The organism is Pseudomonas sp. AU11447 (assembly GCF_001672555.2).
Taxonomy (GTDB): Bacteria; Pseudomonadota; Gammaproteobacteria; order Pseudomonadales; family Pseudomonadaceae; genus Pseudomonas; species Pseudomonas nitroreducens.
Genome location: NZ_LZDG02000046.1, coordinates 97117 through 112977 on the forward strand (window position 1 = coordinate 97117; position 15861 = coordinate 112977).

General features: G+C 65.4%; 14 protein-coding genes. 5 read left to right on the forward strand and 9 right to left on the reverse strand.

Annotation, left to right across the window (positions count from 1 at the left end; all coding sequences use genetic code 11):
- The first annotated feature begins 242 nt into the window (after positions 1–242).
- The 4 genes from A6723_RS16430 to A6723_RS16445 all read left to right on the forward strand — a co-directional run bounded on the left by A6723_RS16430 (position 243) and on the right by A6723_RS16445 (position 4549).
- Positions 243–1262 (forward strand): ABC transporter ATP-binding protein, encoded by a 1020-nt coding sequence (locus tag A6723_RS16430; RefSeq protein WP_054908473.1) that lies wholly within the window; start codon positions 243–245, stop codon positions 1260–1262.
- A complete protein-coding gene (locus tag A6723_RS16435) occupies positions 1259–2161 on the forward strand; it encodes an ABC transporter permease (RefSeq protein ID WP_054908472.1) in 903 nt (300 codons plus the stop codon). The genes A6723_RS16430 and A6723_RS16435 overlap by 4 nt, the downstream gene beginning before the upstream one ends.
- Positions 2151–2972, forward strand: a complete 822-nt coding sequence (locus tag A6723_RS16440; protein ID WP_054908471.1) for an ABC transporter permease — start codon at positions 2151–2153, stop codon at positions 2970–2972. The genes A6723_RS16435 and A6723_RS16440 overlap by 11 nt, the downstream gene beginning before the upstream one ends.
- A gap of 152 nt (positions 2973–3124) precedes the next feature.
- Positions 3125–4549 carry a gamma-aminobutyraldehyde dehydrogenase gene (locus A6723_RS16445; protein WP_054908470.1) on the forward strand — a complete coding sequence of 475 codons (1425 nt, stop codon included), beginning with the start codon at positions 3125–3127 and terminating at the stop codon, positions 4547–4549.
- 160 nt (positions 4550–4709) lie between these two features.
- On the opposite strand, the gene A6723_RS16450 is transcribed toward A6723_RS16445, so the two are convergent.
- From A6723_RS16450 to A6723_RS16475, 6 genes are all read right to left on the reverse strand, one after another.
- On the reverse strand, positions 4710–5414 hold the full coding sequence (locus A6723_RS16450; RefSeq protein WP_054908469.1) for a type 1 glutamine amidotransferase: 705 nt from the start codon (positions 5412–5414) through the stop codon (positions 4710–4712).
- A gap of 187 nt (positions 5415–5601) precedes the next feature.
- Entirely contained in the window at positions 5602–5940 is a 339-nt protein-coding gene (locus tag A6723_RS16455) for a ribonuclease E inhibitor RraB (protein WP_024765445.1), read from the reverse strand.
- A 277-nt stretch (positions 5941–6217) separates the two neighbouring features.
- On the reverse strand, positions 6218–6901 hold the full coding sequence (locus A6723_RS16460; RefSeq protein ID WP_054908468.1) for a VIT1/CCC1 transporter family protein: 684 nt from the start codon (positions 6899–6901) through the stop codon (positions 6218–6220).
- A gap of 33 nt (positions 6902–6934) precedes the next feature.
- The gene (locus A6723_RS16465; RefSeq protein WP_054908467.1) at positions 6935–7696 is read right to left on the reverse strand and encodes an SDR family oxidoreductase; all 762 of its coding nucleotides are present in this window, start codon (positions 7694–7696) and stop codon (positions 6935–6937) included.
- Complete coding sequence (locus tag A6723_RS16470) at positions 7693–8640, reverse strand: alpha/beta hydrolase (protein ID WP_054908466.1); 948 nt, start codon at positions 8638–8640, stop codon at positions 7693–7695. The genes A6723_RS16465 and A6723_RS16470 overlap by 4 nt, the downstream gene beginning before the upstream one ends.
- The gene (locus A6723_RS16475; protein ID WP_054908465.1) at positions 8624–10099 is read right to left on the reverse strand and encodes an NAD(P)/FAD-dependent oxidoreductase; all 1476 of its coding nucleotides are present in this window, start codon (positions 10097–10099) and stop codon (positions 8624–8626) included. Before A6723_RS16475 ends, A6723_RS16470 begins: the two co-directional genes overlap by 17 nt.
- A 156-nt stretch (positions 10100–10255) precedes the next feature.
- On the opposite strand from A6723_RS16475, the gene A6723_RS16480 reads away from it, so the two are divergent.
- The gene (locus tag A6723_RS16480; protein ID WP_054908464.1) at positions 10256–11272 is read left to right on the forward strand and encodes an AraC family transcriptional regulator; all 1017 of its coding nucleotides are present in this window, start codon (positions 10256–10258) and stop codon (positions 11270–11272) included.
- A gap of 139 nt (positions 11273–11411) precedes the next feature.
- Here the strand turns inward: A6723_RS16480 and A6723_RS16485 are convergent, their stop codons facing one another.
- The 3 genes from A6723_RS16485 to speE all read right to left on the reverse strand — a co-directional run bounded on the left by A6723_RS16485 (position 11412) and on the right by speE (position 15697).
- Positions 11412–12197 (reverse strand): sulfite exporter TauE/SafE family protein, encoded by a 786-nt coding sequence (locus A6723_RS16485; RefSeq protein WP_054908463.1) that lies wholly within the window; start codon positions 12195–12197, stop codon positions 11412–11414.
- A 268-nt stretch (positions 12198–12465) separates the two neighbouring features.
- Positions 12466–14544: an LTA synthase family protein gene (locus A6723_RS16490; protein WP_054908462.1), complete on the reverse strand. Its 2079-nt coding sequence runs from the start codon at positions 14542–14544 to the stop codon at positions 12466–12468.
- A 292-nt stretch (positions 14545–14836) separates the two neighbouring features.
- Positions 14837–15697: a polyamine aminopropyltransferase gene (gene speE, locus A6723_RS16495; protein ID WP_054908461.1), complete on the reverse strand. Its 861-nt coding sequence runs from the start codon at positions 15695–15697 to the stop codon at positions 14837–14839.
- Between the last annotated feature and the right edge of the window lie 164 nt (positions 15698–15861).

The window sequence follows — 15861 nt, forward strand, 5'->3', positions numbered from 1 at the left end:
ACCCTCTCCCGCAAGCGGGAGAGGGAACCGTTCGGTGCAGGATGAAACCTTGCCATCAGCCGGCACGGACGGCTCCCTCTCCCTAAGGGAGAGGGCTGGGGTGAGGGGATGCGTTGGCACAAACCTCTCCAGAAAACAGTCGCCGCTACAAATGCCCCACCTCACCCACAAGTCGGCAAGCACCCCCGCCCCCATGCGCTACCTTTTCTGATGCAGCCCCCGCCACGCAGGTAGCCCGCAGCATGACCACAGCCGTCCAGTTCACCGACGTGAGCCGTCACTATGGCGAGGTGCGCGCCGTCGACCGCGTGTCCATCGAGATCCGCGATGGCGAGTTCTTTTCCATGCTCGGCCCGTCCGGCTCCGGCAAGACCACCTGCCTGCGACTGATCGCCGGCTTCGAACAGCCCACCTCCGGCTCCATCCGCATCCACGGCAACGAAGCCGCTGGCCTGCCGCCCTACGAGCGCGACGTCAACACGGTGTTCCAGGACTACGCACTGTTCCCGCACATGAACGTGCTGGATAACGTCGCCTACGGCCTGAAGGTAAAGGGTGTGGCGAAGACCGAACGCTACCACCGCGCCGAGGAAGCCCTGGGGATGGTCGCCCTCGCCGGCTACGGCAAGCGCAAGCCGGCGCAGCTGTCCGGCGGCCAGCGCCAGCGCGTGGCACTCGCCCGCGCCCTGGTGAATCGCCCGCGTGTGCTGCTGCTGGACGAACCCCTCGGCGCACTGGACCTGAAGCTGCGCGAGCAGATGCAGGTGGAGTTGAAGAAACTGCAACGCCAGCTGGGCATCACCTTCATCTTCGTTACCCACGACCAGAGCGAAGCGCTGTCCATGTCCGACCGAGTGGCCGTGTTCAACAAGGGCCGCATCGAACAGGTCGATACTCCGGGCAACCTCTACCGTCGCCCTGCCACGCGCTTCGTCGCCGAGTTCGTCGGTACCGCCAACGTGCTGCGCGGCGATCTCGCCCAACGCCTGCTCGGCGAATCCCGCCCACATTCATTGCGCCCGGAACACGTGCGCTTCGGCCGCGCCGGCGAAGGCGAGCTGGAAGTCAGCGGTACCTTGTTCGACGTGCAATACATGGGCGCCAGCAGCCGCTACGAGATCGAACTGGATAACGGTGTGCGCCTGGTCGCCGCGCTGCCCAACGGCGAGCGCGAAGAACAGCGCCCGAAACCCGGCGACGCAGTGACCGCCTCCTGGGCGCGTAGCGCGCTGGTGCCGCTGCTGGAAGAACCGCCGTCATGAGGGCGATCTCCACCTTCCTCTACCGGCGCAGCACACTCTACCTGCTGATGCTGCTGATCCCGCCGCTGCTGTGGTTCGGCGTCATCTACATCGGCTCGCTGTTCGCCCTGCTCTGGCAGAGCTTCTACACCTTCGACGACTTCACCATGGCGGTGACGCCGGAACTGACATTGGCCAACTACCAGGCACTGTTCAACCCGGCCAACTACGACATCGTCCTGCGCACGCTGGGCATGGCCATCGCCGTGTCCATCGCCAGCGCCATCCTCGCCTTCCCCATCGCCTACTACATGGCGCGCTATGCCGGGCCGAAGGAAAAAGCCTTCTTCTACATCGCCGTGATGCTGCCGATGTGGGCCAGCTACATCGTCAAGGCCTACGCCTGGACGGTGATCCTGGCCAAGGGCGGCATCCTCTACTGGGTGATCGAGCACCTGCACCTGCTCGGCCTGCTGGACCTGCTGCTGGAGGTTCCCGGCGTGGGCGGCAACACCCTGTCCACGTCACACATCGGGCGCTTCTGGGTGTTCACCTACATCTGGCTGCCGTTCATGATCCTGCCGATCCAGGCCGCCCTGGAGCGCCTGCCGCCCACGCTGCTGCAAGCCTCAGCCGACCTCGGCGCGCACCCGCGGCAGACGTTCTTCCAGGTCATCCTGCCGCTGGCCTTCCCCGGCGTGGTGGCCGGGTCGATCTTTACCTTCAGCCTGACCCTGGGCGACTTCATCATCCCGCAACTGGTGGGCCCCAGCGGGCTGTTCATCGGCACCATGGTCTACGTGCAACAGGGAGCGGTGGGCAACATGCCGCTGGCGGCAGCCTTCACCCTGGTGCCCATCGTGCTGATCGCCGTGTATCTCTCCATCGCCAAGCGGCTGGGGGCCTTCGATGCGCTCTGATGCACCTTCCACCGACCGCCCCTCCTGGTTCCTGCGCCTGGCGGCCTGGGGCGGGCTGGTGTTCCTGCACTTCCCGATCCTGGTGATCCTGCTCTACGCCTTCAACACCGAGGAGTCGGCCTACAGCTTCCCGCTGCAGGGCTTCACCCTGAAGTGGTTCAGCATCGCCTTCGGGCGCGGCGACGTACTCGACGCCATCTGGCTGTCGGTGAAGATCGCCTGCGTCGCCACGCTGATCGCCATGGTCCTGGGCACGCTGGCGGCCGGTGCGCTGTACCGCCGCGACTTCTTCGGCAARGAAGGCATCTCGCTGATGCTGATCCTGCCSATCGCCCTGCCCGGCATCATCACCGGYATCGCCCTGCTCTCGGCGTTCAAGACCCTGGGGATCGACCCCGGCTTCCTGACCATCGTCATCGGCCACGCCACCTTCTGCGTGGTGATCGTCTACAACAACGTGATCGCGCGCTTCCGCCGCACCTCCTTCAGCCTGATCGAGGCGAGCATGGACCTGGGCGCCGACGGCTGGCAGACCTTCCGCTACATCATCCTGCCGAACATCGCCACGGCGCTGCTGGCGGGCGGCATGCTGGCCTTCGCGCTGTCGTTCGACGAGATCATCGTCACCACCTTCACCGCCGGCCATGAGCGCACCCTGCCGCTGTGGCTGCTCAACCAGCTGACCCGCCCGCGCGATGTGCCGATCACCAACGTGGTGGCCATGCTGGTGATGCTCGCCACCATGCTGCCGATCCTCGGCGCGTACTACCTGACGCGCGGGACCAGTGATGTGGCGGGGAGCGGGAAATGACTCTGGCGTTTTGCGAAACGCCCTCACCCCAGCCCTCTCCCTGAAGGGAGAGGGAGCATCCGTGCAGCGGGATACCACTGTGCAGAGGACAGCCCCCTCTCCCTCCGGGAGAGGGCTGGGGTGAGGGGAAACCCATTGAAGGAGGAGCCCCCATGCAAACCAAACTCCTGATCAACGGCCAGTTCGTTGCCGGCGAAGGCGCGAAGCTGGACGTCCTCAACCCCTCCACCGGCGAGGTGATCGGCCAGATCGCCGAAGCCAGCGAAGCCCAGGTGGATACCGCGGTGCGCGCCGCCAACGCCGCCTTCGACGGCTGGTCGCAGACCGCGCCGAAGGACCGCGCCATGCTCCTGCTGCGCCTGGCCGACCGTATCGAGGAACACGCCGAGGAACTGGCCCGCCTGGAGTCGGACAACTGCGGCAAACCCTACGCCGCCGCGCTGAATGACGAGATCCCGGCCATCGCCGACGTGTTCCGCTTCTTCGCCGGCGCCTGCCGCGTGCTGCCCGGCTCCGCCGCCGGCGAGTACCTGCCCGGCTTCACCTCGATGATCCGTCGCGACCCGGTGGGCGTAGTCGCCTCCATCGCGCCCTGGAACTACCCGCTGATGATGGCCGCCTGGAAGCTCGGCCCGGCGCTGGCCGCGGGCAACTGCGTAGTGCTCAAACCCTCGGAACAGACGCCACTGACCGCCCTGCGCGTGGCCGAATTCATCGCCGAGCTATTCCCCGCCGGCGTGGTCAACCTGGTCTTCGGCCGTGGCCCGAGCGTGGGCGCGCCGCTGGTCAGCCACGACCTGGTGCGCATGGTCTCGCTGACCGGCTCGGTGGGCACCGGCAAGGCGATCATCAAGAGTGCCGCCGACAGCGTGAAACGCCTGCACATGGAGCTGGGCGGCAAGGCCCCGGTGATCGTCTTCGACGACGCCGACCTGGAAGATGTGATCGCCGGCATCCGCACCTTCGGCTTCTACAACGCCGGGCAGGATTGCACCGCCGCCTGCCGTATCTATGCCGGCAAGAAGGTCTACGACAACTTCGTCGCCGATCTGGCCAGTGCGGTATCCAGCCTGAAGACCGGCCTGCAGAACGACCCGAATACCGAACTCGGCCCGTTGATCACCGCGGCCCAGCGCGACCGCGTCTCCGGATTCGTCGAACGGGCCAAGGCCAGCCCGCACATCCAGATTGCTACCGGCGGCAAGATGGTCAGCGGCAAGGGGTTCTTCTACGAACCCACGGTGGTAGCCAACGCCCAGCAGGACGACGAGATCGTCCGCCGCGAGGTGTTCGGCCCGGTGGTGTCGGTGACGCCGTTCAGCGATGCGGACGAGGCCGTGCGCTGGGCCAACGACTCCGACTACGGCCTCGCCTCGTCGGTGTGGACCAAGGATGTGGGCCGCGCCTCACGAGTCGCGGCGCGCCTGCAGTACGGCTGCACCTGGGTGAACACGCATTTCATGCTGTGCAGCGAAATGCCCCACGGCGGCTTCAAGCAGTCCGGCTATGGCAAGGATTTGTCGATGTACGGCCTGGAGGACTACACCGTGGCGCGGCACATCATGTTCAAGCATTGAGCCGCGCACGCATGCAGACACTGTAGGAGCGAGCTTGCTTGCGAACCCCAGCACCGCAGCCGGGGTTGTTCGCGAGCAAGCTCGCTCCTACGAAAAGCCTGCTCCTGCGTGGGAGAGGACTCCGTCCGCGATGTTCCATCGCCGCACCAGAATCGCCGGATCAGATCAACCCGGCCAGCTTCAACCAATGACGGTAGAAGCCTTCCGCCACCTGGTTCATCGCGGCGACCCGCTGTGGCAGGCCGTCGAGCATCACCTCGGCGCTTTCCTGGCTTGGCTGACTGGAATCGAGGTATTCCGGGAAACCGTTGACCCAATCGCTGACCAGTTCCTCGGTCATTTCCGGGTGGCCCTGCAGGCCGAGGATGCGATCGCCATAGCTGAAGCCCTGGTTCTCGCACCAAGGGCTGGACAGCAGGCGCGTGCCGCCTTCGGGGATGTCGAAGGTATCGCCGTGCCACTGGTAGATCGGGAACTCATCGGGCAGGTGCGCCAGCCACGGACTCTGGCCTTCCTGGCGGCGCATCGGCTGCCAGCCGAGTTCGGTGTACGGCAGGCGATGGATGTCCGCGCCCAGCGCCTTGGCCAGCAACTGGCCGCCCAGGCAGTGGCCGATCATCGGAACGTCGCGCTCGATGAAGCGGCGGATTGCCGCGATCTCGTCGCGCAGCCATGGCAGGTCGTCGTTCACGCTCATCGGCCCGCCCATGATGGCGACAGCCCTGGGCCGCTCCAGGTCGCAGCCTTGCAGCTCGCCCAGGTCGGCACGGCGGACGTCGAACAGCAATTGCAGACGGTCGAGCACCACGCCCAGATGGCCGGGCGGGCAGAAATCGACGTGGGTCAGGATCAGGATATCGGTCATGGTCACCTCCGCGCGGCAGTCTGCCGCATCGGTGGCGCCGGGGGAACCGGGCGTGTCCGCAAGGTCGTTCTTGCATCGCCGCCTTTGCCGACGTGAAGAAGCGCGCCGTCACTGCTGGCGACGGCGCGCTGTCTGGTTTCGCGGGTAGAAGATCGGCCGTCATGAAAGACGGCTCAACGACGTGCTGCTAGCGCAGGGAAGTGACCTCCTGGGTCACGCCCCATCCATCGAGAATACCGCCCAGTGGCACCACGACCTCCTCAAGATCGTGTTCGAAATCACCGATGGCGGCGTGGGTGGCGAACATCACCTTGCTGATCTGCAGGCTCCAGCCGCCGTCATCGCGGGCCTCGACCTGGGTTCTCAGCGATTCGCCGCGAAACTGCCGGGCAGCTTTGCGGGCGTTCTGTTCATCGGAAAAGATGGCGAAAAAGTCGATGGGATGAATGCGTGCGAAATCGAAGCCACCTTCCTTCATCCGGCGCAACACGTTGACGCTGATATCCTCCGAGAGGGGCTTTTCCATGGTACGCACCTCCTGTCGAGACGTTCAGAGTGTATTCCCCGCCAACGAACGCGGCCTTGGCGGTCGCGTTCCGGGCACTTCAGTGTGCCGCCAGGAAACGTCAAATGCCGCAACGTCCCCCGAAATGGTGGCCAACTCCGCCGAACGCGCCGAGCGGCGCAACGGAAATATACCGGCCACATTCCTCAGCGTAGCGTCTCGGCGCCCGACCTGCCGCTACTTTGACGCTTTGCTCCGCTCGGCGGCGACAGGCGGCGGATGGCGCAACCCCGCGGCACTAGCCGCCCAGCGCGATGCACAGGCCCGTCATGGCAACGCCAAGGGCCGTGAAGCCCAGCGCACCCGGCCAGGGGGAGTCTCCGGACCAGCGGCTGAGCAGCCAGCCCAGGCCAAACAGCATGACCACACCGATACCCTGGGCAATGCGCAGTGCCATCAGCTCGTCCGGCACCAGCCACAGCGGCAGGATCAACGGCAGGGTGATGCCGCTAACCAGCAGCACGATCAGCAACGCCGCCAGCCAGACAGCGGCGCCGCCACCGCGCGGCTGACCGATACCCAGTTCCGAGGCCATCAGCCGCTGGCGCAGGCTCCAGACCTCATCCGGATGGAGCACTGCCACCAGCCTCGGCGGCAGGAACTCGTCGAGACCTTCACGAAAGTCGGTGTCGCTCGAAACACCCCGCAAAGCGCGCAACCGCCCGTGCTGGTGCACCCGTTCCACCCGCAGGCGCACCAGCAGCATCAGGGCATCCACCACGCCCCAGGCGATGTTGCAGCCCAACGCGGCGACGATCAGGTCCTGTCGGCTCGCACCGCCACTGGCAGCAGAAATCACCGAGATGATGGTCAGGGTCATGATCACCCCGTAGGTCATCTCGCTGATCCGGTCGAACGGTGTGGTGATGTCCTGCAGCACTCGCTGCCAGACAGAGGGCTGGGGTTCGGGGATTCGCTGCATGGGACGGCCTCCTTCGCCGCCCCTGCAGTCTACTCAGGCACGGCTGAGCCAGGCCATCACCCAGCGGTTGATCGCCGGGGGCGACAGCTGACCGGACCAGTACATGGCGCGGAACACCGCGCCAATGGGCCGGTGTACGCCGCCACTCCGGGCCTGGCGCCAGGCGGCCCGAGCGATGTCTTCGGCGACCAGGGTGACGCCCAGGCGGCGCAATACCGGAGGCTCGAAGGTCTGGCTGGCGACCATCGGCGTGCGCACGAACGGCGGCATCAGGTCGGCGACGCGGATGCCGAGCTCGCGCCACTCCAGCTCCAGCGCCTCGGTCAGCCCACGGATGGCAAATTTCGAGGCCGAATAACTGGCCATCTGCGGCACGCCATACAGCCCGGAAGCCGAGCCCATGTTCAGCACCTGCGCACCCGGCGTGCGCTTGAGGTACGGCAGCGCGGCATAGCAACAGTTGAGTACGCCCTGCACGTTGATGGCGATGATGCGGTTGTGCTCGGCGAGGCTGATGTCCTCGAAACGCCCGAAGCGCAGGATGCCCGCGCAGTTGAACAGCAGGCGCAGGTGGCCGCCATTGGCTTCTGCGAACGCGTTCACCGCCGCCGTTACGGCCTCGGCATCGGTTACGTCCAGCGCCCTTTGCCAGGCACCGCCCAGTTCGGCGGCGAGGTTCTCCAGCGGCTCGGGATTGAGATCGATCAGACCGACGCGCCAGCCGTTGCGGTGGAAGAGCTTCGCGGTGGCCGCGCCGATGCCCGAGGCGGCCCCACTGATCAGGATGGAGTTCATCGGCGTGCTCCCTGCAGATGGCCGGCGAGATAGTTGGCAACGTCCTGCAGCGCCCGGTCTGCCACGTCCAGCAGGCCTGCGTGGGCCTGGAACACGTGCCAGCAGCCGGGGAAACGCTGCAGGCTCACGCTCACGCCGTGACGCCGCGCGGCGTCGGCGAAGCGCAGGCTGTCGTTGCGCAGCACTTCATCCTCGCCGACCTGGATCAGCAGCGGCGGCAAGCCGGTGAGATCGGCATGCAGCGGCGACAGTTGTGCGTCCGCGCGCGGCACGCCCGGCGGGCAGAACATCTCCATGGCGCTGTCCATCCAGGCGCGGGTGATCAGCGGATCGCCGGCCGCTGGCGCGTGCAGATGCTCGGCGGAGAGATCGGTCACCGGCGAGAAGGTCACCAGCGCGCCCGGCGTCGGCAGCCCCTGGGCCTTCGCCTCCAGCGCCAGTTGCAGGGTCAGGTGGCCCCCCGCGGAATCCCCGGCGACGGCGATGGCGGATGCCGGGATGTCTTTGTCCAGCAAGGCGCGGTAGGCCGCCACCGCGTCGTCGCGCTGGGCCGGGAAGCGGTGCTCCGGCGCCAGGCGGTAATCGATCACCCACACCTCGGCCTGGCAGCGCCGCGCCAGATTGGCGGTGATCGCCCGGTGCGTGGCCGGCGAGCCAACCAGATAGGCACCGCCATGCAGGTAGAGGATCACCCTGCCCTCGCCGCCCCCATCGGGACGCCAGACCTCGGCCGGGACGCCGCCCAGCGTCGTCTGCTGACGATGCACGCCGCGAGGCGTCAGGGTTGCGGCCGTCAGCCCGCGCAGCAATGCACGTTGAGCCTTCACCGGCAGCTGCGGGCCCATCAACCCGCGGAACAGCAGGTTGAGCGTGCCACGCAGGGTGGCGGTCAGGAGTTTCTGGCGGGTCGACAGCGGTACCACGGGCTCAACGGATGCAGTCATAGTCGGCGAACTCCGGCCGGCGGGTCTGTTGGCGGTAACGGAAGGTGAAGCCCGGCCAGTTGACGGTGTTGCGGCCGCTTTCGGTCTTGTACCAGCTGCTGCAACCGCGCTCCCAGATGGTGTGCTGCAGGTCGCGCTGCAACTGGCGATTGAAGCCCTGCTGTACCTGCGGTTTGAGGTCCAGGTACTTCAGGCCCTCGCGCTGGATGCGCTGCAGGCAGCCGAGCACGTAGGGGAACTGGCTCTCCAGCATGTAGATGATGGAGTTGTGCCCCAGGTTGGTGTTCGGTCCGTAGAGGATGAAGAAGTTGGGGAAACCGCTGACGCTGATGCCCTTGTACGCCTCGGCGCCGTCGCTCCAGGCCTGGTTCAGCTCGCGCCCGGCAAGGCCGGTGATGCGCATCGGCGCGAGGAACTCGGTGGCGGCGAAGCCGGTGCCGTAGATGATCGTATCCACCGGATGACGCTGGCCGTCGCGAGTGACGATGGCGTCTTCAGTAACCTCGCGGATACCGGTATCGACCAGCTTCACGTTGCTGCGCGCCAGCGCCGGGTAGTAGTCGTTGCTGATCAGGATGCGCTTGCAGCCCATGGGGTAATCCGGCTGCAGCCGCGCGCGCAGCTGCGGGTCGGCAATGCTCTTGCGCATGTGCAGGTGAAAGCTGATCCGCATGAATTTCATCATCGGCGGGAACACCGTGAAGGCCAGCGCCCGCGCCTCGTGCTGCACGTACTTCAGCCCACGATCCAGACGCTGCAGCCAGGGCAGGCGCGACTTGATGCGGCGCTCCCAGTCGGCGTAGGGGCGATCCGGCTTGGGAATCACGTAGGCGGCGCTGCGCTGGAACAGCAGCAACTCGGCGACTTTCGGCGCGATCTGCGGGACGAACTGGATGGCGCTGGCGCCGGTCCCGACCACGGCCACGCGCTTGCCCTCCAATGGCGTGCCATGGTCCCACTGCGCGGAATGGAAGGCCTTGCCCTGGAAGCGCTCGATCCCCGGCAGCTTCGGGATCAACGGGCGGCTCAGTTGGCCCAGGGCGCAGACCAGCGATTGCGCGCGCAATTCTTCGCCATCGGCGCAGGTAACGCGCCACTCGCCGGCAGCCTCGTCGAAGTTTGCCTCGCGCACCTCGCAGTTGAAGCGGATGCGTTCGCGCAGGCGGTATTTATCGGCGCAGTGCCGCGCGTATTCGAGGATTTCCGCCTGGGGCGCGAACTTGCGCGACCAGTCGGCCTTGGGTTCGAAAGAGAAGGAATACAGGTGCGAAGGCACGTCGCAGGCAGCGCCCGGATAGACGTTCTCGCGCCAGCAGCCACCCACGTCGGCGGCCTTTTCGAGGATCAGGAAGTCGTCGATCCCGGCCTTTTGCAGGCGGATCGCCAACCCCAGGCCGGCGAAGCCGGCACCGATGATCAGCACGCGCGGGGCGGCCGATCGACGGGATGATGTTGTCATTGTTGTGCTCCCGGTTCTGATGTCCGCACAGCGGCGGATGACAACATCCTAGTGCGACTTCCCGCCACGGGTTATGGCATAGTCGGACAGAAAATTGTGACTTTCGGTCAGAGAAATTTCTTTCCGCTCAACGATCCTTCACTGGAAGAGGACGTGATGCCAGCCACCCCGCCCTGGTCGCCCCGACGCAGCGCCATCAGTGTGCAGCTCATGACCCAGTTCGCCCTCGACCACGGCATGACCCTGGAGCAATGCCTGGACGGCACCGGCCTGGACATCAGCGTGCTCGCCGACCCCGGCGCGGAGGTCGAAGCGACCCAGGAACTGGCGCTGGTGCGCAACATCAATCGGCACATCGGCCAGCGCCCCGGCATCGGGCTCAAGGCCGGCCTGCGCTACCACCTCAACACCTACGGCATCTGGGGCTTCGCGATGCTCAGCAGCTCGACCTTCCTGAGTGCCGCGCACCTGGGCCTGCGTTACCTCGACCTGACCTATGCCTTCCACCGCATGACATTGGAGGAACACGACGGCGAAGCGCACCTGGTGCTGGACGACACGTCCGTGCCGGACGACCTGCGCGGTTTCCTCATCGACCGCGACGGCGGCGGCGTGCTGCGTATCCAGCGCGATCTCACCAACCAGCCGCCGCCGATCCGCCAGGCACTGTTCCGCCGCGAGGCGCCAGCCGACCTGCAGCCCTATATCGATGAACTGGGGGTAAAACCGCTGTTCGGCCAGACGGAAAACCGCATCGTCTTCGACAGCCGCATCCTCGAAATGCCGCTGCCGGGCGCCAACCCGGAAGTGGCACGGAGCTGCGAGGAGCAATGCCGCGCCCTGCTTGCCCGGCGCCAGGTACGCACCGGGCTTTCCGGGCAGATTCGCGACCGCCTGCTGGGCACACCGGGACAGCTGCCGGACATGGAGCAATTGGCGGATGAGCTGCACATGACCTCGCGCACGCTGCGGCGCCGGCTGGAAGGCGAAGGCAGCAGCTATCGTGCGCTGCTCGACGAGGTGCGCCAGGCGCTGGCCGAGGAATTGCTGGCCACGGGCGCGATTCGTCTGGAGGAAATTGCCGAGCGGCTCGGCTATGGCGAGGTGTCGAACTTCATCCACGCCTTCCGCCGCTGGAAAGGCGTGACACCGGGGCGTTTCCGCCGCCGTTAGAAAACCTGTTGACGATCTTGCGAGCTAGAGCCGTAGCAGGCGGAAACGCCCGAAGAATGGAGTTTACGTTCTGTAAATGAGCATCTGAGGGCGCTTCCAACGCCCTACGACCGACGCGCAGCAGATCGTGGACAGCTTTTTAGAAGACCAGCTTGTAGCCGATCATTGCCAGCATGATCGCCAGGCACGGACGCAGCACGCCGTCCGGAATACGCCCGGCCAGGTGGCTGCCGACGTAGATGCCCGGCAACGAGCCGATCAGCAGGTAGCCCAGCAGGCCCCAGTCCATGTTGCCCATGCTGGCGTGGCCGAGGCCGGCGACCAGGGTCAGGGGTACGGCGTGGGCGATCTCGGTGCCCACCAGACGGCGGGTGGCGAGGAAGGGATAGAGGATGAACAGCGCCACCGTACCCAGGGCACCGGCGCCAATGGACGTCAGCGCAACCATGCCGCCGAGGATGGCGCCGGTGATCACGGTCAGGGTATTCAGCCGGGGGCCGCTGAAGTGGAAGCTGTCGCCGGCGTGACGCTGGGCGAAGGCCAGCACCTGCTTCTTGAACAGCACGGCCAGCGCAGTGAGCAGCAGCACGACGCCCAGGGCGTTCTTGATCACGGTGTTCATGGCCGCGGTGTCGGTGTGCAGGCTGTGCAGGAACAGCAACGTCAACGCGGCAGCCGGGACGCTGCCCAGGGCCAGCCAGCCGGTGATGCGCCAGTCGATGTTGTCGTTCTTGCGGTGAACCAGGACGCCGCCGGACTTGGTGATGGCGGCATAGAGCAGGTCGGTGCCTACCGCGGCGGCAGGGTTGATACCGAACCAGAGCAGGATGGGCGTCATCAGCGAACCGCCGCCGACACCGGTCATCCCAACGATAAAGCCTACGACAAGACCCGCGACTACAAACCCGATATTGCCGAAATCCATCTACGCGTCCTGACTGGCGAAACTGATCACCTCGTGGTGTGGCCGGGAGGATACTGACTTTTCTTATAATCCATTAGACCGATGTGGTCTTACTTTATAACTTCCTCTTGTTACCGCATCGCCCCCTAACTGCGGGAACGAGCTGGCTCGTGGACAATTCCCAGACCACCAGGCCAGGGCGGTTCGCGAGCAAGCTCGCTCTAACAAAAGGCAAAACCCTCGCCCATGAAAAAGGGGCCCGAAGGCCCCTTTTCACTGAACTACCTCATCACTTCGCGTCGGGCTTGCCGTCCACCACGCCAGCGGTGTTGTCCAGCAGGCTCTTGGTCGCGGTCTGGATGAAGGACTCCAGGCGCACCCGCAGGCTCTCCTGGTCGGTCGCACCATCCACGCGCTTCACGCCAAAGTCGCTGCCCAGCTTGTAGTCATAGACGCGGATGTCGCCTTCCTTCGGACGGATCAGGATGCGGTTGCCGGAAATCACGGCGACCACCTGCTCGCTACCCGACGGCTTGATGACGCCGATGCCCTTGTCGCCAGCCGGCAGGTTCAGCAGGTCGCGGCCCCAGCACTGGTGGCGCACTTCGCCGCCCAGGCGACCCATGATGGTCGGCACGATGTCGATCTGGGTGCCAACGGTGTCACGGGTGGCGCCAAACTTCTCCTGGATGCCCGGGGCGACCAGCAGCAGCGGCACGTTGAAGCGGAACAGGTCCATCTCGGTCAGCTGCTCGGGGCTACCGAAACCATGGTCGCCGACGACCACGAACAGGGTGTCCTTGTAGTACGGCGATTTCTTCGCCTTCTCGAAGAACTGGCCCAGCGCCCAGTCGGAATAGCGCATGGCCGTCAGGTGCTCGTCGAGGCTGCCGTTACCGGTCACGCGCTCCACCGGCAGGTCCTTCGGCAGTGCGTAAGGCACGTGGTTGGAGAGGGTCTGCAGCAGGGCGTAGAACGGCTTACCGGTGGCTTCGAGCTTGTCCAGTTCCTCGTTGCCGCGGGCGAACATGTCCTGGTCGGACACACCCCAGGTCGGGTCGGAGAACACCGGGTTGACGAAGTCGTTGCGGCCAATGAAGGACGTCATACCCTGGTTGGCGAAGAAGCCGGACTGGTTGTCCCAGGCAAAGTCGCCGTTGTAGACGTAGACGTCCTCGTATTTGCGCGCCGACAGCAGCTGCGGCAGGCCGGAGAACTTGTGGCCGCCCTCGGGCGTCTGCATCAGGTATTCGAAGCCCGGCAGGTTGGGGAAGCACGCCATGGTGGCGAACATGCCCTGGTGGGTGTGGGTGCCGTTGGAGAAGTACTGGGTGAACAGCAGCCCTTCCTTGCTCAGCTTGTCGAAGTACGGCGTGATGTTGCCCTTGCCGCCCAGCGCGCCGACGTAATGACCGGCGAAGCTTTCCATCAGGATTACCACGACATTCTTGATCGGCAGGGTGCCATCGGCGGGCGGGGTATAGTCCCGGCGCACGGCGGCATCGTCGGCGTCGACCAGCTTGTCGTCCGGCATCACCAGCATCTGGCGCACTACGTCGCGCGCCTGGTCTACCGGCAGGGTAGCCTTCCAGATGTTGTCGCGGTCCTCGGAGAAGAAGCGGCTCTCGGCGGCCTTGATCAGGCTCAGGGTGCCGTTCAGGCCCAGTTGGTTGGCGAACATAGAGTCGGTGGTGAAGGCATCACCCCAGCGCAGCGGCGGGCCCTGGCGCAGGGTACCGCGGGCGGCTACCACGCAGACCACGATCACCACCAGCATCACGGCCACGCGGATGTACCAGGCGGCGGCGGACGGACCGGACGCATCCGGACGAGTAGCGCGGTCAATGCCACGGAACACCAGGTACAGCAGCCAGGTGGCGAAGGCCCAGGCCAGCAGGTAGCGGACCACCGGGTAGCCGTACCAGATCATGCTCATGACCGTCTTCGGGTCTTCTGACATGTACTGGAATACCAGGCTGTTCAGGCGCTGGTGGAATTCACGGTAGAAGTCCATCTCCAGCACGCCGAGGAACAGCGTCAGGCTCGCGGCGATGGTCAGCCAGGTCTTCCACAGCCAGCGCCAGCCCATGGCGCGCACACTGACGATGGCGAACACCAGCGGGGCAACGATGTAGACCACCGCGCGGATGTCGAAGCGCATGCCGGTGATGAAGGCCTCGACGAAGGTGGACGCCGGGGTGCTGCCGATCAGCTCGCGGTTATAGATGAGCAGCGCAACACGCAGCAGGGTGAACATCACCATCAGCGCTAGGACGCTGAGCGCGGTGAACGCCAGGTGGCCGGACAGGGTGGGCCGCGTGAGGCTCGCACCGGTCTGGCGGTTGGACAGGACTTCTGATTGGCCCATTTCTTGGTTCCGTTGTGAACGTTCGGGGTCGAAGGTGCATCGCCATTGCCGGACAGAACGGCTGCCCGCACGAGCGCGAAAGGCTGCGGCATTACACCGCAAAAGCTGCGGCGGCGCATTCTAATGTGCGCCGCTTAAGCGGACATTAAGCCTGACATGCCAATCGTTTCGGGATGATGCAGCGTGAATCGGCGCAGGTTGGGACCGCCCAAGGGCGGGCAGAGTGCCGTATGGCGCGTGAAGAAAGTGTCGTGGCGCAGAGATTGCCTCCGCGCCCACGATGGAATCGGAATCAGTCGTTGACCGATTTGCCGATGGCCTGCAGCACATACTGCGGCAGGGCAAAAGCGCCCTGGTGGATCGCCGGGTTGTAGTAGCGGGTCTGGATGCCGCTGGCGGCGAAGCGCTGGGCCAGGGTCGCCGTGTCGACATGGCGCAGGGCCGGGTTGGTCGAACCCCAGGCGAAGGTCATCGAACCGCCGATGTAGGTCGGTACCGCCGCCTGGTAGAAGTGCCAGTCGGCGAACAGGCCGTTCATGCGGCCGGCGGTATTGCGCACGGTGTCCAGTTGCATGAAGGGTGTGCCGTTCTGGGTCACCAGCACGCCGCCGTCGTTCAGGCAGCGGTGGCAGGCCTGGTAGAAGTTCTCCGAGAACAGCACTTCGCCGGGGCCGATGGGGTCGGTGGAATCGGAGATGATCACGTCGAACTTCTCCGTGGTGGTGGCGACGAAGCGCATGCCGTCATCGATCACCAGGTTGAGCCGCGCGTCGTCGAAGGCGCCCTGGGAATGGTTGGGCAGGAACTCCTTGCACATGTCGACCACGGTGCCGTCGATCTCGACCATGGTGATGTGCTCGACGCTGGCGTGCTTGGACACCTCGCGCAACATGCCGCCGTCGCCGCCACCGATAATCAGCACGCGCTTGGCGTTGCCATGGGCGAGGATCGGCACGTGGGTGAGCATCTCGTGATAGATGAACTCGTCGGCCTCGGTGGTCTGGATCACGCCGTCCAGCGCCATCACCCGGCCCATACGGGCATTCTCGAAGATCACCAGGTGCTGGTGCTCGGTGCGCACCTCGTGGAGCATCCTGTCGACGCTGAAACGCTGGCCATAGCCGTCGTAGAGGGTTTCCTGGTAATCGTGCATGAGTGCGCTCCCGTCGGGACAAGACAATAGGAGGGGACGGCGGGCCGCCCCGAAAGAGGCGCGCATTCTACGTGCCCATCGATGACAGGTCGAACCCTGCCGTCGGCGCCAGCCTTCCCGGGGAATTTGAAAGTCAGGCGCGGGAGGACAGCATCGCCGGCAAC